Origin of the sequence: Myxococcus stipitatus DSM 14675 (assembly GCF_000331735.1) — a bacterium.
GTDB lineage: Bacteria > Myxococcota > Myxococcia > Myxococcales > Myxococcaceae > Myxococcus > Myxococcus stipitatus.
The window spans coordinates 5,231,829-5,251,960 of the sequence record NC_020126.1 but is presented as its reverse complement, the minus strand read 5'-3'; the positions used below and the strand labels follow the sequence as shown (position 1 = coordinate 5,251,960).

Genomic DNA, 20,132 nt, shown 5'->3' with positions numbered 1-20,132 from the left:
ACGCTCCGCCGGACTCCCAGCGGGGGTTCCGGCGTCAATCCGGCTGCTTCGGGGCCTTCAGGGACGAGCCCAGGAACATGTTCAGGGGGACCGTCACGTCGACGGAGACATCCATCCGCACCCCCTCCCCCGTCCACGTCCGGCGAAGCACCGCCGACACCGTCCAGGGGGTGGTGCTCGGATGTCGTTCAATCAGGTCGAAGCTCAGCCCCACTCCCGCCAGCCCGCCCGAGCCATCCTGGCCCCACAGCCCCGCCCCCTCGACGAGGGCCCCCAGCCGAGCACTGTCCGGGAACACGTACACCCGAGCCCCCGCCGCCACCCGCCAGGCCGCGGTCTTCAGGCGCACCTGGGGTTCGACAAAAGGTGAAGCGATGAGTGTGGGCCCTGGGATGTCCCATGCGGGGAAGGCCCACGGGTGGATGGGCCAGGAGAGCACCCAGTGCTCCTTCGGGCCCTGTCCCCACTCGAAGCGGACATCGGGGATGAGCGGCTCGAGGAAGCAGCCCGAGTAGAGGCAGAAGGAGCGCTTCCAGGAGACCAGCGCGGGGGCCCGTCCGGACTCGGTGTCCCCTGATTCGGGGACAGGTTCGGAGCGGGCCGGGGCCGCGGCCAGGAGGACCGTGAGGAGACTCCCAGCCGCGAGCGAGTGCGTCACTTGCCGGTGAACACCGCGGGACGCTTCTCGAGGAACGCCTTCATGCCCTCGCGCTGGTCCTCGGAGCCGAACAGCTCCGCGAAGCCCTGGCGCTCGAGCGTGTTGGCCTCGGTCAGGTCCTTGTCGGCGCCCTGCTCGATGACCCGCTTGGCCTTGCCGATGGCCAGGGGGCCGTTCTTGAGGATCTTCGCCGCGACGGAGCGACAGTGTGCGAGCAGGCCCTCGGCCGGCAGCACCTCGAGCACCAGGCCGATCTCCTTGGCCTTGGCCGCGTCGATGCGCGCCCCCGTGAAGACGAGCTCCTTGGCGCGAGCACGACCCACCGCGCGGGTCAGCCGCTGCGTACCGCCGAAGCCCGGGATGACCCCCAGGCCCACTTCCGGCAGGCCGAGCTGAGCCTTCTCGGACGCGTAGATGAAGTCGCACGCCAGGGCGAGCTCACACCCACCGCCGAGCGCGAAGCCATTCACCGCGGCGATGGTGGGGATGGTCAGCGACTCCAGCAGCGCGAAGGCGCGGTGGCCCAGGGCAGCGAACTCCTGCGCCTGGGACTCGGAGAGGGACGCCATCTCCGCGATGTCCGCGCCCGCGACGAAGGCCTTCTCGCCCCCGCCGGTGACGATGAGCACGCGCGTGTCGGAGCCGAGCGACCGCACCGCGGCCTCGATCTCCTGGAGCGTCTTGTTGTTGAGGGCGTTGAGCGCCTTGGGCCGGTCGATGGTGAGGGTCGCGACCGCGCCGTCATGCTCCAGACGGATGTTCTCGTAGGCCATGTTCGAGGTTCCTCGCCAGGTCAGTACTTGTAGAAGCCGCGGCCGCTCTTCTTGCCATACCAGCCGGCGTCCACGTACTGGCGCAGCAGCGGGCACGGGCGGTACTTCGAATCACCCAGGCCCTTGTGGAGCACCTCGGCGATGTAGAGCACGGTGTCCAGGCCGATGAAGTCGGCGAGCTGGAGCGGGCCCATGGGCTGGTTGGTGCCCAGCTTCATCGCGGTGTCGATGTCCTCCGCGGTGCCCAGGCCCTCCATCAGCGCGTAGCAGGCCTCGTTCAGCATCGGGATGAGGATGCGGTTGACGATGAAGCCCGGGAAGTCCTTGGAGACGACCGTCGTCTTGCCCATGCGCTCGGACAGTGCGCGCGTGGTGGCGTAGGTCTCCTCGGACGTCGCGGCGCCGCGGATGAGTTCCACCAGCTGCATCACCGGCACCGGGTTCATGAAGTGCATCCCGATGACGGCCTCGGGGCGCTTCGTGGACGCGGCGATGCGGGTGATGGGGATGGACGAGGTGTTGGTGGCGAGGATGCCGCCGGGCCGGACGACCGCGTCCAGGTCCAGGAAGATGCGGCGCTTGAGGTCCTCGTTCTCCGTGACGGCCTCGATGGCGAAGTCGACGTCCTTCGCCTCGGTGACGTTCGTCAGCGTGGCGAGGTTGGCCTCGGCGGCCTGCGCCTTCGCGGCGTCGAGCTTGCCCTTCTCCACCAGCTTCTTCAGGCCCGCGCGGATGCGGTCAGCGCCCTTGGCGAGACCTTCCTTCGATACGTCCGCCAGCGTGACGCGCAGACCGGCCTGCAAGGCCACCTGCGCGATTCCCGCGCCCATCTGCCCGGCGCCGACGACGACGATGTGCTCCGTTGCCATGGTGCTCTCGAACCCCTCGGTCGGAATGTGAATGACGTGGTGCGCCCTTAGCCCACGCCCCCGGGGCGGTCAACGAGTCGCGGCGGGCAACTCCAGCTGCCGGACGATGTAGCGGTCCTCGCCCACCGTCAGGGGCTCCTCGACGCGCAGGCGCTCCTGCTGGCCCACGAGCTTCACGAAGAGCACCGCGCGGAACGTGCCCTCGGGAAGGTCCGCCTTGAAGGTGAGCTCGGGTGGCGCGCCGGTGTCTCCGAAGAAACGCTCCTCGCGCTTGAGGACCGTGCCGTCCGAGTCCAGCACCTGGAAGTCGAGGGCCCGGGCCTGGGTCCACTCCATGCCCGTGGGATGGATGACGAGCTCCCGCTCGGGGATGCCGGTGATCTGCCAGAGCCACAGACCCACGGCGACGAGCAGCAACAGCGGCAGCCGCTTCGCCATCGGAGACGAGCGCCAACCCTTGCGTTGTTCAGGGGGCTTCGAGGCAGGCGTGTCCGCCACTGCTATTCCTTCTTGGTGCGCTTGGAGCCGGGGCGGCGGGCGTTGAGCTCGGAGATGACCACGCGGGTGGTCGGAGCCGCTGTCTTCCGCTCTTTCGGGCGAGGCTCGGCGCCCTCTTCAGGGGCATCCGAGCCGAAGTCCTCGGCCTTGTCCGGCGGGACGAGGCGGACCTGGGCCTTGATCTCCAGCGTCATGCCCGAGATGAGCTTGAGGAACTCGTCACGGAGCTTCTCGGACTGGAGGAAGCGGCGGAGCTCCTCGGTGATGGCGCCGGTGACCTCGTCCTTGGTCTTCTCGGCCTGGGAGAGGATGAAGCCGAGGGCTTCCTTGGGGAGCTTGAGCTGTCCGGCGAGGTTGCGGATGCCCTCTTCCGTCATGAAGAGGGCACCCAGTCCGGCCACGGCCATGCGGCGGACGAACTCCGGGACGAAGCCGGCGGGACCGGAGGCGCGGCCTTCGCGGCCGGGGCGGTCCTCGTCGATCAACGGGTCATCGGGGTATTCGTCGTTGCCGGCCGGGGGCATGTGATGCGTCTCCTGGGTGGATCAGCGGGCCTGCACCACCGGCAGCGGCATGCTCTTGGCGCTCTGGGCGGACACACGACCCGCCACGTTCCGAGCGACGTCCTGGAAGGCCTTCGCCTCCAGGCTGTCCTTGGCGCCCACCACCACCGGCACGCCAGAGTCTCCCGATTCACGCACCTTCAAGTCCAGTGGAACCTCCCCGAGGAAGGGGATGCCGAACATCTCGGCGGCCTTGCGACCACCGCCGTGGTTGAAGATGGGGGTGACGTGCGAGCAGTTCGGACAGACGAACTGGGACATGTTCTCGACGATGCCCAGCACGGGGATGTGGACCTTGTCGAACATCTGCTTCGCGCGGACGACGTCGGCCAGGGCCACGTCCTGGGGCGTGGTGACGAGCACGGCGCCCGCGGCGCGGATGGACTGGGAGAGCGACAGGGCCACGTCGCCGGTGCCCGGGGGCAGGTCGAGGACGAGGTAGTCGAGCTCGCCCCAGTTCACGTCGCGCACCAGCTGCATGAGGGCGCCGTGGAGCATGGGGCCGCGCCAGATGAGGGCCTGGTCGGATTCAACGAGGAAGCCGATGGACATGACCTTGATGCCATGGGCGACGAGCGGGTCGAGCGACTTGCCGTCCGGACTCACGGGCTTCTTGTCGCCCAGGCCGGTCATGAGGGGGACGGAGGGGCCATAGAAGTCGGCGTCGAGCAGGCCGACCTTGGCGCCGTGCTGGCCGAGCGCGGTGGCGAGGTTGAGGGCGACGGTGCTCTTGCCCACCCCGCCCTTTCCGGCGCCGACGAGGATGATGTTCTTGACCTTGGGGAGCAGGCCACCGGCCGGGGCGGCGCCGCCGGCGGAGCGGACCTGGGCGCCCCACTCGATGTTGAAGGACTTCAGGCCGGGGACGGCCTTGAGGGCGGCCTCCGAGTCGGCCTGGATCTTCCCCTTCATGGGGCAGGCCGGGGTGGTGAGCTCGATCTTGAGTTTCACGGTGTCGCCGGTGACGCGGACGTCCTTCACCATTCCGGCCTTCACCAGATCCACGTGAAGCTCGGGATCCATCACCTTCGACATGGCCGCGAGGATATCGGCCTCGGAAACGCTCATCGGGACACCTGAAACCTTTGGAAAACGGGCGCTTGGGTGAGCCCCCAGCGGGGCGCGGAACATGCCAGCCCGGGGGGGACTGTCAACGTCGTTTAACGCGGTGTGGGCGCGGACGCACCTGGGTGATGAACTGGAGGGCTGGAGGGTGTCGGCGGGCTGAAGGTGTCCATCAGGGACACTGTGAGCGAGGGCGAGCGGGCTTACTCGAGGGCGGAGACGCGGTACTCGCCGTCCTCGAGGACGAGGAGGACGGCGCGCTCGTCACCGAGGGGGAAGACGGCCTCTCCGGCGCCTACTCGGACGTGGGTGTTGAGGGCGAGCCGGGCGCGGCGCAGGCGCTCCTTGGCGAGGGGCTCGTGCTCGAAGTCTTCCTTGAGGCGCTCGGGGGTGTAGCGAGCGCGCAAGGGGGCGGAGAGGAGGCTGTAGGCCGTCTTCCAGTCCTTGGCGTCGGAGGCGTCGAGGAAGCGGCGGAGGGCGGCGCGGGGGACATCGGCGGGGCGGGCTTCGACGACGCGCCAGTGCTCGCCGGAGCGGGCCAGGGTGAGGGAGGGAGCGCGGGCTTCGAGGGCGGCGGTGCCCGCGCGGACGGCGGCGGCGCGTTCCTTGCGGGCGGCCTCGTCGGAGTAGCGCTCGAGGAAGGCGGCCTCCCCTTCCGGGCCATCGGTGGTGAGGGCGTAGGCGTCCTGGAGGCGGCCTTCGTCGAGGGCGCGGGCGTAGGACTCCGCGACGGAGACGGGCTCACGGGAGGGCGTGGCGCAGGCCGGGGCCAGGAGGAGGCTCCCGATGAGGATGGGGCGCTTCATGCGGGGTGGCAACCTAGCACTCCACGTCCAGTTGGCCATGGCCGAAGGTCACCACCGACGGTCCAGTGCCTCATCCCAGAGGTGCAGGCCTGAACGACACGAGGGGATCTCGGTACGGGAGGATGTCAGGAGCCAGACTCATGCGCCTGGTCGCGCGATTCATCGAGAAATCCAGCGTTAGGCTCTGAATCCAAACACGGGAGCAGCCATGGCCAAGTTCACTGCTACTCACGAAATCAACTGCGATGTCGACACGTTCCTCAAGCTCCTCCTCGACAAGAAGTTCATGGAGCAGATGCACCAAGAAGGCCTGGGGTACGCGGAATACACAGTCACCGAACAGCAGGAGTCGGACAAACAGATCTCGCGATCCGTATTGGCCGATCCGCGCTATCAACTCCCAGGGCCTCTGACGAAGTTGTTTGGTTCGGGCTTCCGAATTACCGAGAAGGGCGAGCTCGACAAAGCCACCAAGACGTGGCGCTGGACGATCACGCCAAGCACGATGGCCGACAAGATCCGGCATGAGGGCACGTTGCGCTTGGAGCCAATCGGAGCGGACAAGGTGTGGCGGATCATCGAGGAGGACTACGAGGCCAAGATCTTCGGCGTTGGAGGGCTCCTCGAGTCGACCATGGAGAAGACCCGACGCGAGGAGCACGACAGGACCGCCGCGTACATCAATCACCATCTCTCGAAGCGAACCTGAGCGGGGCTCACGCCCCACTCCCCCTGCTGGCGTGCCTCACGAGAGGGGGCGCGAAAAGTGTTTGACGCGCTCGCGAGGCCTTTGTATACGCCGCCCCCACTTCGCGCGTCGCGGCGCGGAGCGGCGGCACCTGATGCGGGAATAGCTCAGCGGTAGAGCATCGCCTTGCCAAGGCGAGGGTCGAGGGTTCAAATCCCTTTTCCCGCTCCAACTTGAAGGCCCTCTGGGAAACCAGGGGGCCTTTTTGTTTTCCGGTCCCCCGTGTGCTGGCGAGCTCGAAAGAGCAGTTGCCCTCCCTGCCTTCCGCCCACGCGATGCAAGACCAGCTCGACGAGAAGCACTGGCGCAAGAGGCCGATAGCGGAGGCTCACGGGCTCAGCTTCGAGACGGGTCCTACCCTGGAGATGCCCCTATCTGTATTCGCTGACCACATGAACGGTGACGCACCCCATCCCAGCGTGCCGAATCTGCAACGCTGAATGCCTTTCGGCAGAAAGGGCACACAACGAACCCATCGAGTCGAATCGTTGCGACAGTCACAGCATGGTCCCAGGCTGAAGGCGGAGGCGTCGGAAATCGCCGATGGCCAACTCCGACATCGAAGATACGAAACTCTGACTGGAGAGAGCCAGGGCGATTGATCCGTAGGTGGAACTCTGACGTCGCGTCGCCCGGCACCAGTGGACTGTAAAGCTGAAGCATCGCCTGGACACTGCCCAGACGCCAAGTCTGGCGCCTTTCATCAGTGACACGATGCAGGCCAAACTTCGCCGCAACGGTTCGCACCAAAGGGAGAACGTCGTCCTCTGTCTCTTTATAGCTCTCCCCGAGAACAACATGAGTCAAGCACTCACCCTTCGTGAATGCATATCCAGTCACCCCTGAGAGACCAAGTCCCTCAACGACTTCGGGGATGACAATGGGTGCGCCGACCCCAGGTAGGTGTCGAAGATATGCGCCAGGATAGATCTTCTGAATGGATGCGGCAGCGTCTTCCCATCGGATCAATCCGACCCCTTCAGTCAAGTCAGCGGTTGCTTCGCGCCTGGAATCCATCGTTTGTTAGACTCTACACGAGACCTGCGAGCGCCTTGAGTTCTCCTCGCTTCGCGGCAATGAATTCCAGCAACAAGATGCGCAACGCGTGAACTCCATGGGGCCTTGCAGAGAGACAAACTCAAGCTGCCCCCCGCAATAACGGCACCTTCGTGCCTCGCTCATCGGGGTGTAGCCGTCAGGAGTCTCTTCACAGGGACGATTCATGGGCGGACCTCAATCCCGCGTTTCACGCCCCCACTGACGCAGCCACTCCCCCCACCGCGTCTCATCCGCGAGCGAAGCCAGCACCTCCCGCTCTTGCCCACCCAGGTTCCACGACATGGGACAGACGGCGTACGTCTGCGGATGCGCCGCCCCCATCAGGAGCCGCAGCAGCGACATCTTCCGCTCGGCAGCCCCATACGTCTTCAGCTCGAAGTCCCCAGGCGTCACGTTCGCCAGAGACAGCGCATGCCTGCACGCCTCCTCGAACCCGCCAATCCTGTCCACCAACCCCACGTCCTTCGCTCTCAGGCCCGAATACACCCGCCCCTCCGCCAGGGCGTGGATCTCCTCCTTCGTCCGCCCCCGCGCCTTCGCCACGTGCCCCAGGAAGGACTGGTACATCTCCTCCACGTCCGCCTCGAGCGCCGCCCGCTCCCCTTCCGAGAACGCCCTCGAGAACGACAACAACGCCGCGTTCGCGCCCCGCGTCAGCACCGTGCGGTGAATCCCTAGCAGCTTGAGCAACCCGCTCGTGTCGAACTTCCCCGCGAACACGCCGATCGACCCCACCACCGCGTGCGGCGCGCTCCACACCTCCTTCGCCCCCAACGCCACCATGTAGCCCGCGCTCGCGCACACCTGATCCATGTACGCCAGCACCGGCTTCTTCTTCGCCACCCGCTGCACCGCCTCGAGGATCTGCTCGGACGCAATCGCCGCGCCCCCAGGGCTGTTCACGTACAACAACACCGCCTTGGAACGCTTGTCCCGCCCCGCCGCTCGCAACCCCTTCACCACCGCGTCCGCCGTCGCCAGCCGCCCGCCCGCATTCCCCTTCCCCGGCACAATCATCCCAGACACCGGCACCAATGCCAGACGCGTCCGCCGCTTCAATCGCTTCCACTTCACCGGAGGAAACGGCACCGTCTCCAGATACATCTCCAACGGCTCCAGCTCCGTCTCATCCTCCTCCGCGGCTGGCGCCTTCGAGTCCGCCGCCGGAGGCGCCGCCACCAACCCCAGATGCACGGGCAGGTCCGCCTCGCTCACCAGCGCATCCACCAGCCCCGCCGCCTTCGCCCGCTGCGCACTGAACGGGCCCACATCAATCAACCCCTTCACCTCCTCGGCCGTCTTCTTCCGCCCCGCCGCCACCGCCTCCACCAACACCGAGTACCGCTCGTCCAGGAACGTCTCCACCGTCCGCCGCTGGATGTCCGAGACCTCCGGATGCGTGAACAACTCCGGCGCCGTCTTGTAGTCACCCCGCCGGACGAACTGCCCCCGAATCCCCACCCGCGACAGCCCCTCCCCCAGCGCGGTGGCCTCCGCCGCATAGCCCACCAGCTCCAGCCGCCCCATCGGCGCCAGCAACACCTCGTCCGCCGCGCACATCAACGCGTAGCTGTCCGAGTCCACCATCACCGCCCACGCCACCACCCGCTTCCCCGCCGCCCGGAACTCCGCCAGCAAGGCCACCAGCGCCTCCCGCTTCGCCGACGGCAACCCCAGCTCCTCCACCTCCAGAACGATGCCCTTCACCCGGGCATCCTTCGCCAGGAGCCTCAGGTCCTCCCCGAACCGCTCCAGGGACGTCACATCCGAGGGCTCCGGCTTGGACCCTCCCCCCAGCGAGAACCGGGGACGGCGCTGCTGGCGATACGATGGGTCCCCCGTCAGCCGGAAGCGCACGTACGCCGGGCGGTGGCGAGCGGCCAGCATCCGGAAGGGCGCTCCCAGGAGGGAGCTCAGCAACAGAAACAGGTTCGCGAGTGCAATGAAGGGCAGGCGCAGCATGGCGTCCCGTGGTCGATGTGGGCGTCCAGGCGCGTACTGGACGCGCACTCCCCGCGCAAGCCCTGTTCAGCACTCCCGTTGGGTCGTGATAGCCTCCCCCCTCATGCAAACCCCTTCCCTCGCCCGACTCCTCCTCGTCCTCGCGCTCGCGACGGGCGGAGCCGCGCTGGCCCAGCCGCGCAAACCGGTCCAGGACTTCAACGCCCCTCGTGAGCTCACCGCCGAAGAGCGCGAGGCCGCCAAGCAGCGCGCCATGGGCAACAACCTCAACTCCTACGGCAAGGACATCCAGGTGAAGGCCCAGCCCTTCCCGTGGAAGGCCGTGGGACTCGCCGGCATCGTGTTCCTCGCCGCCATCCCCTTCGGCATCCGCGCCTTCCGCAACACCTCGAAGGAGATGAGCAACTCGAACACCTTCGGCAACAACTCCAACCGCGGCGAAGACGAAGAGGCCTGAAGCCGCCTCACGCCGGCGCCACCTCCACCGCCCCTCCCGCGTCCACTCGAACCCGAACCGGAAGGAACTGCTCGAGCACGCGGGCGTGGGTGGTCAGGTGGTCCGTCACCCTCGCCGCCGAGAAGCGCGTCGTCCCAGGCGTCACCTTCCCCAGCCGGCCCGACGCCAACAGCGCCGCCGGCAGGAGGATCTGGTCCGACAGGAACTCATCCAGCGCGCCCCCCGTCTCCATGAAGCGCGTCAGGGCCTCGCCCGCCTCCCGCCCTACGTCCTCGGCGGGACGGCCCTTCTCCCCCAGCGCCGTGAAGCCCGCGATGGTGTGCTCGAACTGAGCCAGCACGAACGTCACCGTGCCCAGTGAGCGCGTCACCGGCAGCGGCCGGTTCTCCGCCTCCGCGAGAATGCCCCGCTCGCGCAGCATCGACACCGCTGCGCGGGACTGTCGCTCGGCGATGCTGAACGGCAAGCCTCCCACGAAGGATGAGACATGCACCTCGCGCAACATCCCGCGCGCGGGCAGGTCCACCAACAGCGGCGGCTCCCGAGGCGCTCCCACCTCCGCCACCATCTCCCCCGCGCCCTCCGGATAGAACCCGGCCTGCGGCATGGTGAGCTGCACGGGAAACCCGTACGCGTGCGCCACCGGCTGCCACACCGTGGCCACGTAGTGGAAGCTGGGGCTGTGCGGCAGGTGCGTGCCTCCCCGCAGCGTGAGCCTCCCGCCGCCCGCCAGCGCCAACGGATACACCAGGCACTGGAAGATGAGCGGCGTGCTCCCCGCCGTGCCCACCTCCAGCAGATAGTCGCCGGCGCGCACCGGGCCCGGGGTGAAGGAGAGCTCCGACGCGCCCACCGTGGCGCCGTCACTCCGCCCGCCGAGCGCCTCCGCGCCGCGCACACACGCCAGATGCTGCGGCCTCAAGCCCGGAGGCTCCCGCCGCGAGCGAAGACGCGTGATGTGGAACGGCCGCCCCGTGATGAGCGACAACGACAGCGCCGAGCGGAGGATCTGCCCTCCCCCCTCGCCCTCACTCCCATCGAGCCGCACCGGCCCGGTGTCGAGCCCCTCGGTGCCAGTCATACCCTTCCCGTCCCTCAGTGCCCGCGGAAGCTAACAGGAACGAGCGGCAATCTCTCGTGAAGTTGCTCCCGCACCGCGCACGAGCGGACGGTGCCTGACAGATGCACCGCCGCGCCCATGTGACGCACAACGGCCTCAGCCGCCCTGCGCATCCAACGCGGGCAGCACCCCCACCTCGATGAAGCTGGGGTGCGCCGAGGAGTGATACACGCGATGAAACGAACGCGTGAAGTCCGTCTCCTTGGCCTCGTAGATGTTCGGCACGTACGTCTGCGGATTGCGGTCGATGAACGGGAACCAGCTCGACTGCACCTGGATCATCACCCGGTGCCCTCGCTGGAACGTGTGGAGGACGTCGTTGATGGTGAAGCGCACCTTCGTCACCTCACCGGGCTTGAAGGCCTTGGGCTCGCTGTAGCTCTCGCGGAAGCGGCCTCGGAACGGCTCGCCGCGCACCAGCGTCTGCTGGCCGCCCCGGTTCTTCGCGCCCTTCTCGTCGTCGTCGTTCGCCTTCTGCCCCGGCAGCACCCCGGGGTTCACATCGATGAGCTTCACCACCCAGTCCGCGTCCGAGCCCGTCGTGGAGACCCACAGCTCCGCCTCCAGCGGGCCCGCGAGCGTGAGGTCCTGCGTCAGCGGCTCCGTCTGGAACACCAGCACGTCCGGGCGGCTTGCCGCGAAGCGCTGGTCCTCCGTCATGTAGTTCTTGCTCCAGCCCGTCGTCAGCTCCTGCGTGTACGGCACGGGCTTCGCCGGGTCGCTCACGTACTCCGCGAAGGACTCCGTCGTGCCCTTGCCGGTGGGCGTCTGCATCGACAAGCCGCCCTTCGGCTGGAAGTACAGCTTCGTCCCTCGCAGGCCCTTCGGAGGCCACGTGTCGAACTGGCGCCAGCGGTTGGCACCCGTCTCGAACACGAGGGCCTCGGGCACCTCGGGTGCTCCGCCGCCCTTGAGGTGGTGCTTGAAGAAGGCCTCGGCCAGCCCCTGATACGTCTCCGCGGTGCGGAAGCCGAACTGGGCGTCACCCAGCTCCGAGCCCTCGGTGCGAATCCAGCCACCGTGAGACCACGGCCCCATGATGAGCGTGTTCGCCGTTCCCGGGTTCTGCTTCTCGATGGCGGCATACGTCCGCAGCGGTCCGTACAGGTCCTCCGTGTCGTACCAGCCGCCCACCACCAGCATCGCCGCCTTGATGTTCTTCAGGTGCGGCAGGATGTTCCGCTCCTTCCAGAAGGCGTCGTAGTTGGGGTGCGCCACCACGTCCTTCCAGAACGCGACGTCGCCCTTGAAGTACTTCGTGTCGGCGTTGCCCAGCGGGCCCAGGTCCAGGAAGAACTGATACCCATCCGGCGTGCCGTAGTCGAAGCGGCTGAAGTCCTCGCTCGCGGTGGGCGCGGGGCGCGGCTTGCCGAAGCCCGAGAAGAAGCCGAAGGCGAGCGCCAGGTTGAAGGCCCCGTGCCGGTGCATGTCGTCCCAGAACCAGTCACCGATGGGCGCCTGCGGTGACACGGCCTTGAGCGCCGGATGCGAGTCGATGGCGCCCGCGGACGCATAGAAGCCGGGATACGAGATGCCCCACATGCCCACGCGGCCGTTGTTGTGGGCCACGCGCTTCACCAGCCAGTCGATGGTGTCATACGTGTCCGAGCTCTCGTCCGTCTCCTTCGCCCCTCGCTTCTTCGGGTTGTGCGGACGCACGTTGACGAACTCGCCCTCGGACATGTGCCGGCCGCGCACGTCCTGGAAGACGAAGATGTAGCCTTCCTTCTCGAAGTCGTCCGTCGGCCCCAGCCGCTTCGGGTAGCGGTCCGCGCCATAGGGGCCCACGCTGTAGGGCGTGCGGACCAGCAGGATGGGATAGCGCTTGACGGGGGATGCATCCACCGGGACATACACGGACGTGAAGAGCTTCACGCCGTCCCGCATGGGGACGCGGTACTCGAACTTGGTGTAGCGCGAGCGGATGCGGTCGACCCGCTCCGGCGGCGCCGCGGCGGCCACCTTCGGCGGAGCGGCGGGCGGTGTCTGCGCGAGCGAAGGACTGGCGAGGGAACACAGCAACAGTGCCGCGAGTCTGCGGGACACGGTGGACATGCACGCTCCAGGGATGGGACGCGACCTCGTGGGGGACACAACCTACCCCGAACGATGGGAATCCCCGTTTGTTCCCTGTCCCCCGACGAATCAGCTCCCGCCTTCGTCCGGAGCGCTGTCCAGCCCGTACTTGCGCAGCTTGTCGTGCAGCGTGGCGCGGCCAATCCCCAGCCGCCGAGACGCTCCGCTGCGGTTGCCCCCCTCGATACGCAGCGCGTCCAGGATGAGGCCCCGCTCGTACGCCTCCACCCGCTCCTTCAGGCCCGCGCCAGGGGCGGCCTCCGCTTCATCCGGCCTCGGCCCGTCGGGCGCCGCACCCGAGGACGTGGGGACGACCTCACCCGGCTCGGCGGATGGCAGGAGCGACAGGTCCAGCTCTCCGTCACTGGACAGCGCCACCAGGCTCTCCAGCGTGTTCTCCAGCTCGCGCACATTGCCGCGCCACGGCAGGGCGACCAGCCGCTCGATGAAGCCCTCGGGCACCTTGAGCGGGCCCGTGTGGAACCGGCCACTGAAGCGGTCCAGGAACATGCGCGCGAGCACCGGGATGTCCTCGGGGCGCTCCCGCAGCGCGGGGACTCGAAGGTGGACGACGTTGAGGCGGTAGTAGAGGTCCTCGCGGAACTGGCCTTCCGCGGCGCGCTTGCGCAGGTCGCGGTGCGTGGCGGCGAGGATTCGCACGTCCACCTTCACGGGCCGGTCCTCGCCCACCGGGCGCACTTCGCCCTCTTGCAGCACCCGCAGGAGCTTCGCCTGGAGCGGGGGCGCCAGCTCGCCCACCTCGTCGAGGAGCAGCGTGCCCCCGTCCGCCTCCCGGAAGAGGCCCTGCCGCACGCGGTGCGCGCCGGTGAAGGCACCCTTCGCGTGGCCGAACAGCTCCGCCTCGGCCAGCTCCTCGGTGAGCGCCGCGCAGTTGAAGCGCAGGTAGGGCTTCTGCGCTCGCGAAGACGCGCGCACCAGTGCCTCCGCCACGCGCTCCTTGCCCGTGCCGCTCTCTCCCGTGATGAGCACCGTCACGTCGCGAGAGCCCGCGCGCTGGACCAGCTGCGCCAGCCGCCCCATGGGCTCCGAGGTGAACACCAACGAGCGAGACAGGTTCAGCTCCCCTGTCAGCCGCTCGTTCTCGTGGCGCAGCCGCACCGACTCCAGGGCCCGCGTGACGACGGCGAGCAGCTCATCCACGTCGAACGGCTTGCGGAAGTAGTCATACGCCCCCGCCTTCACCGCCTCGACCGCGAAGCGCTCCGAGCCATGCGCGGTGATGACGATGACGCGCGGCGCGTGGGGCATCGTGCTCAGCCGCCGCACCAGCTCCATGCCATCCATCCGAGGCATGCGCAGGTCGGTGATGACCAACTCGAAGACCTGCGACGACAGCTTCTCCAGCGCCGCCACGCCATCCTCGGCCTGCACCACCTCCACGTCGTCGATGCTCCGCAGCATCTCCTTCAACGTGAAGCGCACGCCCGCGTCGTCATCCACCACCAACACCCGCGAGACACTCCGGGCCTCACCCCGCATGACTCACCTCTCGCCCTCGCACCGGCCCCAGGGTGTCCGCGGGGGGCTCGCGCGGCAGCACCAGCTCCGCCACGCAGCCTCCCGCGACTTCGTTGCGCAACGTGACGTCGCCCCCATGCTGGCGCGCCAGCGCGCGGGCCACCGTCAACCCCAGGCCCGAGCCGCGCTTCTTCGTCGTCACTCCCGCCTCGAAGACGCGGCTGGCCAGCTCCGGAGAGAGCCCCGCCCCGGAATCGCGGATGACCACTCGCACGTCCCCCGTGCTCGCGGACTCGAGACTCACCAGCACCTGCCCTCCTCGAGGACTGGCGTCGATGGCGTTGAGGAGCAGGTTCATCACCACCTGCCTCACCTTGCGCGTGTCGCAGACCGCGTGCAGCGGACCCTCGCTGTCGCGAAGGATGGTCACCCCGTGCTCGGCGGCGACCCCCTCGTGGAGCACCAGGGCCTGGTCACACAGCGCCGACAGGTCCACCTCGCTGAGCGACAGCGGCACGAGGGGCCGCGAGAAGTTGAGGAACTCCTCCAGGATGCCCTGCATGCGTGTGACTTCACCCGCGAGGACCTCCAGTCGCTCCTGGGGCTGCGCGCGCCCCGTCTCCCGCTGCATGAGCTGCGTCAGTCCCTTCACCGTGGCGAGGGGGTTCTTCAGCTCGTGGGCAATCTCCCCCGACAGCGCCTCCAGCGTCCGCGCGTAGGTCCTGTGCGTGGCGAGCAACTCGTCGCGCTGCTGGAAGGACTCCGCGAGCATGTCCTCGACGGTGCGCCGGAAGGCCGAGCCCATCGCGTTGGCCGCGAAGATGGACAGGAACGTACACACCGAGATGGCGATGAGCAGCTCACGCGGGGGCGCCCCCAGGAAGGACAGATGCAGCGGTGGAGTCCACCCGTTCAGGTGCACCACCGACAGCACGGCCACCATGCCGAGCTCCGCCGCCATCAACACCTTGCGCTGCGCTCCCGGCAACAGCGCCGCGGCGACGAACGCGAGCGGAGCGATGAGTGGCAGCAGCGGACTCGCCAGGCCCCCCGTGCCCCACGTCAGGCTCTGCTCCAACGCGAGGCCGCCCGCGAAGTTGATGAACAAGCCCCGGGTGGAGATGCCTTCGCGCTCGTACCGGCGCAGCTCGTAGAAGAAGAACGACAGGGAGACCACCATCTGCACCAGCAGCCAGACCCGGCGCCAGGGCGCGGTGTCCATCAGGGTGGTCCCCGCGATGGTCGCCATCAGGAAGGCCCCGAAGTAGGCGCGCATCCGCACCACGCGGCCGAAGATGTGGCCCACGTGCTTGAGGCGCATGGCCTCGAGACTGCGCCGGGTTCGCGGTTCCATGTGCGCCTCGTCAGTGCGCGGCGTTCAAGGCCGCGAGCCCGGCTGCGTGGCCGTCACCGGCATCCCCGTCGAGAGGATGGGATGCTGCTCCGCGGTCTCCCAGGACAGCGCGGGCCACCAGGGGGATTCGGCCTGCGCGGCGTCGGGCTCCAGACTCTGTCCTGGCTTCGGCAACAGGAGAGGGACCGAGGCCAAGGCGGCCGCCGCGCGCACACGCTCCGCCGGCTCCGTCCAACCGTGATACGCCAGCCCGAACAGGGCCCAGTGAATGGGAAGCATCGCCTTCCCGCGTAGCATCTGATGTGCCAACACGGCCTGCTCCGGGCCGATGTGCCAGTCCGGCCAGGTGCGGTGATACTGGCCCGTCTCGATCATCGTCACGTCGAAGGGCCCCAGGCGCGCGCCGATGTCCGCCATCGCGGGGAACAACCCCGTGTCTCCCGAGAAGAAGACGCGGTGCTTCGGGCCCACCAGCGCATAGCCGGCCCACAGCGTGGCGTCCTTGTCGAGCACCTGCCGCCCCGAGGCGTGGCGCGCGGGGGTGGCGACCACCTCCAGCCCTCCCACCTGCGTGCGCTCCCACCAGTCGAGCTCCACGATGCGCTCGACGGGGATGCCCCACGACTCCAGATGCGCGCCCACCCCGAGCGGCACGATGAAGACGGCCTTCGAGTCCTTCAGCGCGACGACGGTCCCCATGTCCAGGTGGTCATAGTGGTCATGGGAGATGACGACCGCGTCGATGGGGGGCAGGTCCGCCAACGCGATGGGCGGCGCGAACCAGCGCGTGGGGCCCACCCAGGTGTAGGGCGAGACACGCTCGCTCCACACCGGGTCCGTGAGGATGCGGTGGCCATCCAGCTCCACCAGCAGCGTGGAGTGCCCCAGCCACGTCAGGCGCAGCCCCGTCGGGGGAGGCGTCCGGAAGCGCGCGGGGTCGATGGGCGCCACCTGGAGGGGCTCGGTGGGATTCGTATGCGGGCTCGCCTGGAGCGCGCTCGTGAGCATCTCACCGTAGTGGTTCACCAGCGGCTGCGGATTGTCGAAGCGCCCGTCCTTCCACTGAGGAGAGCGCTCCATCCGCTCGCGCCGGGCGCCTGTCGCTCGCCGGCCGAACGCGGTGTAGCCATCCATGACGAGCACGAGGATGCCCAGCGCCAGCAGCGCCGCCAGCCCCATCGCGCCCCGGCGCAGCACGCGCCAAAAGCCTCGGGTCTTCATTGAACAATGGCTCCCAAGCGGGGCAGTCAATCACGCGGCCCCTCTTCCGGGAACACCGAGCCTCTCGACTCAGCGAAGCCCGGGCCTGCCTCCTTCGACGACGCGAAGCGCTGCCTTCCCCTGTCGCCGAGGCGCGGACTTCGGCTTCGCCGCGGAGGCACCTCGCGTCGTGCGGGAGACCTTGGCGGCGGACCGCCGGGGAGCCCGGTTGCTGGTGGACAGCGGCTTGCCTGCGAGCGTGCGCCGTATCGGGCGAGGGAATGGCAGGCAGAAGAACAGGTACATGTCGAGCAGCATGGGGCCTCTTCGCCTCGAGCGGATGCGCAGTGGATGGGTGTGCCTGCGCGGCAAGAGCAATGGCGGTGCCACCTTCCCCGGTGTCCGAGGAAGCGATGTGCAAGGTGCCATGACGCGCTGTCTCCAGGCGTGAAGAAGCATGAAGAAGGCGTGATGAAGGCCCCTGGGGCGCGCCATGCCCACCTTCTCCTGGGGGCCCGCCGCGCGCGGAGGTGTCGGGCTTCCGGCGGGGTGCCGGATATCCGGCGGGGGGAACGCACGGGCTTCCGGCGGGGACGTGGCGGCTTCGACGTGCAATTGCTGGCACACACCTTGCCAACGAGGCGGCCGTCACCGCGGAGAGGCCGCGGCATCGAGGGGAGGCTCCATGCGGCGTGCGGTCGTTGTCTTCGTGGTCCTGGTGGTGGTGCTCACCGCGTTGTTGGGGGTGCGCATCCTGAAGGATCGCCGCGCCGCGGAGGGGCCGGCGGGGGGCTCGGGCGTGGTGGAGGGGACGGCGGTGGACGTGCGTGCGCGCATCAACGCCCGCGTGCTGACCCGCAACGTGGAGGAAGGCGCCAAGGTGGAGAAGAACGCGGTGCTCCTCACCCTCGACTGCACGGAGCCGGAGGCCGGACTGGCGGAGGCCACCGCGCGGTTGGCCATGGCGCAGGCGCAGGCGGACGCGGCTCGTGCGTCGGCGGTGGCCGCGGGGCGCAGCAGCGAGGCGGTGGCAGCGCAGGCGGAGGGAAGCCAGTCGCAGATTGCCTCGCTCGCGGACCAGCACGGGCTCGCCGAGCGTCAGGCGGAGCGGCTCCAGCGCATGGGGGCCGCGACGACGGAGGCCGCGCTGGACCAGGCGCGTGCGCAGGCCCAGGCCCTGGCGCAGCAGCTCGCGGCGGCGCGACACGCGAGCACGGCGACGGCGAGGCAGGCCCGCGCCGCGACGGAGTCGGAGCGCGCGAGCCTCCAGCAAGCCGAGTCCGCGCTCCGCGCGATTCAAGTCGCGGAGGCCACGGTCCGTCGGGCCCAGGTGTCGGTGGCGGAGTGCGAGCTGCGCGCGCCGCTGAGCGGGACGGTGGAGACGCTGCCGCTGGAGGTCGGTGAGCTGGCCCTGCCCGGCGCGGTCGTCGCGCGGCTGGTGGACACGCATCGCCCCAAGGCGACCTTCTACCTGCCCAACGCGGAGCTGGCCTCGGCGAAGCCGGGGCAGTCCGCCACGGTGCGCGCGGACGCGTACCCCGACCGCACGTTCCAGGCGCAGGTGGTGACGGTGGCGCGCGAGGCGGCCTTCACCCCTCGCAACGTGCAGACGCGCTCGGACAGGGATCGCCTGGTCTATCCCGTCGAGGTGCACATCGACGCGCCGGAGGGCGTGCTGCTGCCGGGCATGCCGGTGGAGATCACCCTGGGCGCCGTGAACGCGGCGGTGGTGGCGGAGCAGAAGCCATGAGCGCGCGGCCGGAGATGGCCGTGTCGCTCGAGGAAGTCCGCCGCGCCTTCGGCAAGGCGCAGGCGCTGCGCGGTGTCTCCCTCTCCGTCCACGCGGGGGAGGTCTACGGACTGGTGGGGCCCGATGGCGCGGGGAAGACCACGGCCATCCGGTTGATGGCGGGCCTGCTGCTCCCGGACTCGGGCAAGGTCCGGCTGCTGGGCGAGGACCCGACGGACACGCGCTCACCCGTGCGCGAGTCCCTGGGCCTGGTGCCCCAGCGCAACACGCTCTACGGAGACCTGAGCGTCGGCGAGAACCTGCGCTTCTTCGCGCGGCTGTTCGGCCTGTCCCAGCGCGACTTCGAGGAGCGTCGGGCGCAGCTCCTGGACATCACCCGCCTGGGGCGCTTCACGGAGCGCCGCGCGGATGCGCTGTCGGGCGGCATGTACAAGAAGCTGGCGCTGGCGTGTGCCCTGCTCCACCGGCCTCGGGTGCTGCTGCTGGATGAACCCACCAACGGCGTGGACCCGGTCAGCCGCCGCGAGCTGTGGGAGCTGCTCTATGCCCTGGTCCACGAGGGCATGACGCTGCTGGTCTCCACGCCGTACATGGACGAGGCCGCGCGGTGCCATCGCGTGGGACTGCTCCACATGGGCGAGCTCATCGCGGAGGGAGATCCTCGCGAGCTGGCGCGCCGGCATGGCGTCGCGGCTTCCAACTTCGAGGCCGTGTTCCTGTCGCTCGTCGAGAAGCGCGACGGCGGGAGGGCCGCATGACTCCGGCCATCGAGGTGCAACACCTGACGAGGCGATTCGGCGCCTTCACCGCGGTGGACGACGTGAGCTTCGACGTCGGCGCGGGAGAGATCTTCGGCTACCTGGGCGCCAACGGCGCGGGCAAGTCCACCACCATCCGCATGCTGTGTGGCCTGCTGAAGCCCACGGGCGGCGGCGCGCGGGTCGCCGGCTTCGACGTGGGGCTCGAGCCCGAGCGCGTGAAGACGGGCATCGGCTACATGTCCCAGCGCTTCTCGCTGTACCTGGACCTGAGCGTGCGCGCGAACCTGGAGTTCTTCGCCTCGGCCTATGGCGCGTACGGCAAGGAGCTGGAGCGGCGCATCGGCGAGATGCTCGAGCGGATGCAGTTGCGCGAGGTCCAGGACGAGGTGACGGGCTCGCTCCCGGGAGGACTCCAGCAGCGCGTGGCCCTGGCGAGCGCGGTGCTGCATCAGCCTCGCATCGTCTTCCTCGACGAGCCCACCGCGGGCGTGGACCCGGTGCAGCGGCGCTCCTTCTGGGAGCTGATTCGCGACCTCGCGTCCCAGGGCACCACCGTCTTCGTCACCACGCACTACATGGACGAGGCGGAGAACTGCGCTCGCATCGGCATCATGGTGGACGGAAAGCTGGTGGCGCTGGACAGCCCGGAAGGACTGAAGCGGACCCACGCCCCGGGGCGCGTGCTGGAGGTGCGAGGCCCCCAGCTCTCCCCTGCCCTGGACTCGCTGCGCGGCATGGCGGGCGTGCTGGATGTGAGCCGCTTCGGCTCGGGCGCCACCGTTCGCGTGGACCCGGCGGTGCTTCCCTCCGACGTGCTGGCGGAGCGGCTGCGCGCGCGCGGCGTGGACCCGCTGGAGATGGAGGACTCGGCGCCGACGCTGGACGACGTCTTCCTGGCCCTCACGGCGAATGCCCAGCGGGGAGAGGACTGAAT

At 68.8% G+C, this 20,132-nt stretch carries 19 protein-coding genes and 1 tRNA gene; 6 read left to right on the top strand and 14 right to left on the bottom strand.

Going from position 1 to position 20,132, the window contains the following annotated elements:
• Positions 1 to 34: 34 nt before the first annotated feature.
• The 7 genes from MYSTI_RS20400 to MYSTI_RS20370 all read right to left on the bottom strand — a co-directional run bounded on the left by MYSTI_RS20400 (position 35) and on the right by MYSTI_RS20370 (position 5,232).
• Complete coding sequence (locus MYSTI_RS20400; protein WP_015349677.1) at positions 35 to 658, bottom strand: hypothetical protein; 624 nt, start codon at positions 656 to 658, stop codon at positions 35 to 37.
• The gene (locus MYSTI_RS20395; protein WP_015349676.1) at positions 655 to 1,431 is read right to left on the bottom strand and encodes an enoyl-CoA hydratase/isomerase family protein; all 777 of its coding nucleotides are present in this window, start codon (positions 1,429 to 1,431) and stop codon (positions 655 to 657) included. The genes MYSTI_RS20400 and MYSTI_RS20395 overlap by 4 nt, the downstream gene beginning before the upstream one ends.
• A gap of 20 nt (positions 1,432 to 1,451) precedes the next feature.
• Positions 1,452 to 2,300 carry a 3-hydroxyacyl-CoA dehydrogenase family protein gene (locus MYSTI_RS20390; protein ID WP_015349675.1) on the bottom strand — a complete coding sequence of 283 codons (849 nt, stop codon included), beginning with the start codon at positions 2,298 to 2,300 and terminating at the stop codon, positions 1,452 to 1,454.
• Between the two features lie 69 nt (positions 2,301 to 2,369).
• The gene (locus MYSTI_RS20385) at positions 2,370 to 2,798 is read right to left on the bottom strand and encodes a hypothetical protein (protein WP_233277906.1); all 429 of its coding nucleotides are present in this window, start codon (positions 2,796 to 2,798) and stop codon (positions 2,370 to 2,372) included.
• A gap of 2 nt (positions 2,799 to 2,800) precedes the next feature.
• Positions 2,801 to 3,322 (bottom strand): hypothetical protein, encoded by a 522-nt coding sequence (locus tag MYSTI_RS20380; protein WP_015349673.1) that lies wholly within the window; start codon positions 3,320 to 3,322, stop codon positions 2,801 to 2,803.
• Between the two features lie 21 nt (positions 3,323 to 3,343).
• Positions 3,344 to 4,429: an Mrp/NBP35 family ATP-binding protein gene (locus MYSTI_RS20375; RefSeq protein ID WP_015349672.1), complete on the bottom strand. Its 1,086-nt coding sequence runs from the start codon at positions 4,427 to 4,429 to the stop codon at positions 3,344 to 3,346.
• 200 nt (positions 4,430 to 4,629) lie between these two features.
• A complete protein-coding gene (locus tag MYSTI_RS20370; RefSeq protein WP_015349671.1) occupies positions 4,630 to 5,232 on the bottom strand; it encodes a hypothetical protein in 603 nt (200 codons plus the stop codon).
• A 208-nt stretch (positions 5,233 to 5,440) separates the two neighbouring features.
• Here MYSTI_RS20370 and MYSTI_RS20365 point away from each other — a divergent pair, with 208 nt between their 5' ends.
• Together MYSTI_RS20365 and MYSTI_RS20360 are read left to right on the top strand one after the other, a co-directional pair.
• A complete protein-coding gene (locus MYSTI_RS20365) occupies positions 5,441 to 5,941 on the top strand; it encodes a DUF2505 family protein (RefSeq protein WP_015349670.1) in 501 nt (166 codons plus the stop codon).
• 135 nt (positions 5,942 to 6,076) lie between these two features.
• Positions 6,077 to 6,151 (top strand) — tRNA-Gly (locus tag MYSTI_RS20360).
• Positions 6,152 to 7,213: 1,062 nt separating this feature from the next.
• Here MYSTI_RS20360 and sppA read toward each other — a convergent pair.
• On the bottom strand, positions 7,214 to 9,001 hold the full coding sequence (gene sppA, locus MYSTI_RS20350; protein ID WP_044281019.1) for a signal peptide peptidase SppA: 1,788 nt from the start codon (positions 8,999 to 9,001) through the stop codon (positions 7,214 to 7,216).
• Between the two features lie 103 nt (positions 9,002 to 9,104).
• Here sppA and MYSTI_RS20345 point away from each other — a divergent pair, with 103 nt between their 5' ends.
• Complete coding sequence (locus MYSTI_RS20345; protein ID WP_015349667.1) at positions 9,105 to 9,458, top strand: hypothetical protein; 354 nt, start codon at positions 9,105 to 9,107, stop codon at positions 9,456 to 9,458.
• A 7-nt stretch (positions 9,459 to 9,465) separates the two neighbouring features.
• Here the strand turns inward: MYSTI_RS20345 and rtcA are convergent, their stop codons facing one another.
• The 6 genes from rtcA to MYSTI_RS20315 all read right to left on the bottom strand — a co-directional run bounded on the left by rtcA (position 9,466) and on the right by MYSTI_RS20315 (position 17,005).
• On the bottom strand, positions 9,466 to 10,539 hold the full coding sequence (rtcA, locus tag MYSTI_RS20340; protein WP_015349666.1) for an RNA 3'-terminal phosphate cyclase: 1,074 nt from the start codon (positions 10,537 to 10,539) through the stop codon (positions 9,466 to 9,468).
• Between the two features lie 135 nt (positions 10,540 to 10,674).
• On the bottom strand, positions 10,675 to 12,633 hold the full coding sequence (locus tag MYSTI_RS20335; RefSeq protein ID WP_015349665.1) for a CocE/NonD family hydrolase: 1,959 nt from the start codon (positions 12,631 to 12,633) through the stop codon (positions 10,675 to 10,677).
• Between the two features lie 90 nt (positions 12,634 to 12,723).
• The gene (locus MYSTI_RS20330) at positions 12,724 to 14,154 is read right to left on the bottom strand and encodes a sigma-54-dependent transcriptional regulator (protein WP_015349664.1); all 1,431 of its coding nucleotides are present in this window, start codon (positions 14,152 to 14,154) and stop codon (positions 12,724 to 12,726) included.
• Complete coding sequence (locus tag MYSTI_RS20325) at positions 14,144 to 15,487, bottom strand: sensor histidine kinase (RefSeq protein ID WP_015349663.1); 1,344 nt, start codon at positions 15,485 to 15,487, stop codon at positions 14,144 to 14,146. Before MYSTI_RS20325 ends, MYSTI_RS20330 begins: the two co-directional genes overlap by 11 nt.
• A 24-nt stretch (positions 15,488 to 15,511) precedes the next feature.
• Positions 15,512 to 16,708 (bottom strand): MBL fold metallo-hydrolase, encoded by a 1,197-nt coding sequence (locus MYSTI_RS20320; protein ID WP_015349662.1) that lies wholly within the window; start codon positions 16,706 to 16,708, stop codon positions 15,512 to 15,514.
• 69 nt (positions 16,709 to 16,777) lie between these two features.
• Entirely contained in the window at positions 16,778 to 17,005 is a 228-nt protein-coding gene (locus MYSTI_RS20315) for a hypothetical protein (protein WP_015349661.1), read from the bottom strand.
• Between the two features lie 367 nt (positions 17,006 to 17,372).
• On the opposite strand from MYSTI_RS20315, the gene MYSTI_RS20310 reads away from it, so the two are divergent.
• Genes MYSTI_RS20310 through MYSTI_RS20300 form a run of 3 tightly spaced genes read left to right on the top strand, consistent with a single transcriptional unit; the run spans position 17,373 to position 20,130 of the window.
• Complete coding sequence (locus MYSTI_RS20310; RefSeq protein WP_015349660.1) at positions 17,373 to 18,437, top strand: HlyD family secretion protein; 1,065 nt, start codon at positions 17,373 to 17,375, stop codon at positions 18,435 to 18,437.
• Complete coding sequence (locus tag MYSTI_RS20305) at positions 18,434 to 19,195, top strand: ABC transporter ATP-binding protein (RefSeq protein ID WP_015349659.1); 762 nt, start codon at positions 18,434 to 18,436, stop codon at positions 19,193 to 19,195. Before MYSTI_RS20310 ends, MYSTI_RS20305 begins: the two co-directional genes overlap by 4 nt.
• Positions 19,192 to 20,130, top strand: a complete 939-nt coding sequence (locus MYSTI_RS20300; RefSeq protein WP_015349658.1) for an ABC transporter ATP-binding protein — start codon at positions 19,192 to 19,194, stop codon at positions 20,128 to 20,130. Before MYSTI_RS20305 ends, MYSTI_RS20300 begins: the two co-directional genes overlap by 4 nt.
• Positions 20,131 to 20,132: the final 2 nt, after the last annotated feature.

Coding starts and splice junctions, on each gene's coding strand:
- rtcA (WP_015349666.1), bottom strand. CDS start 10,539: ATGACTGGCACCGAGGGGCTCGACACCGGGCCGGTGCGGCTCGATGGG.
- MYSTI_RS20300 (WP_015349658.1), top strand. CDS start 19,192: ATGACTCCGGCCATCGAGGTGCAACACCTGACGAGGCGATTCGGCGCC.
- MYSTI_RS20315 (WP_015349661.1), bottom strand. CDS start 17,005: ATGCTGCTCGACATGTACCTGTTCTTCTGCCTGCCATTCCCTCGCCCG.
- MYSTI_RS20370 (WP_015349671.1), bottom strand. CDS start 5,232: ATGAAGCGCCCCATCCTCATCGGGAGCCTCCTCCTGGCCCCGGCCTGC.
- MYSTI_RS20330 (WP_015349664.1), bottom strand. CDS start 14,154: ATGCGGGGTGAGGCCCGGAGTGTCTCGCGGGTGTTGGTGGTGGATGAC.
- MYSTI_RS20320 (WP_015349662.1), bottom strand. CDS start 16,708: ATGAAGACCCGAGGCTTTTGGCGCGTGCTGCGCCGGGGCGCGATGGGG.
- MYSTI_RS20335 (WP_015349665.1), bottom strand. CDS start 12,633: ATGTCCACCGTGTCCCGCAGACTCGCGGCACTGTTGCTGTGTTCCCTC.
- MYSTI_RS20390 (WP_015349675.1), bottom strand. CDS start 2,300: ATGGCAACGGAGCACATCGTCGTCGTCGGCGCCGGGCAGATGGGCGCG.
- MYSTI_RS20395 (WP_015349676.1), bottom strand. CDS start 1,431: ATGGCCTACGAGAACATCCGTCTGGAGCATGACGGCGCGGTCGCGACC.
- MYSTI_RS20375 (WP_015349672.1), bottom strand. CDS start 4,429: ATGAGCGTTTCCGAGGCCGATATCCTCGCGGCCATGTCGAAGGTGATG.
- MYSTI_RS20310 (WP_015349660.1), top strand. CDS start 17,373: ATGCGGCGTGCGGTCGTTGTCTTCGTGGTCCTGGTGGTGGTGCTCACC.
- MYSTI_RS20305 (WP_015349659.1), top strand. CDS start 18,434: ATGAGCGCGCGGCCGGAGATGGCCGTGTCGCTCGAGGAAGTCCGCCGC.
- MYSTI_RS20345 (WP_015349667.1), top strand. CDS start 9,105: ATGCAAACCCCTTCCCTCGCCCGACTCCTCCTCGTCCTCGCGCTCGCG.
- MYSTI_RS20325 (WP_015349663.1), bottom strand. CDS start 15,487: ATGGAACCGCGAACCCGGCGCAGTCTCGAGGCCATGCGCCTCAAGCAC.
- MYSTI_RS20380 (WP_015349673.1), bottom strand. CDS start 3,322: ATGCCCCCGGCCGGCAACGACGAATACCCCGATGACCCGTTGATCGAC.
- MYSTI_RS20365 (WP_015349670.1), top strand. CDS start 5,441: ATGGCCAAGTTCACTGCTACTCACGAAATCAACTGCGATGTCGACACG.
- sppA (WP_044281019.1), bottom strand. CDS start 9,001: ATGCTGCGCCTGCCCTTCATTGCACTCGCGAACCTGTTTCTGTTGCTG.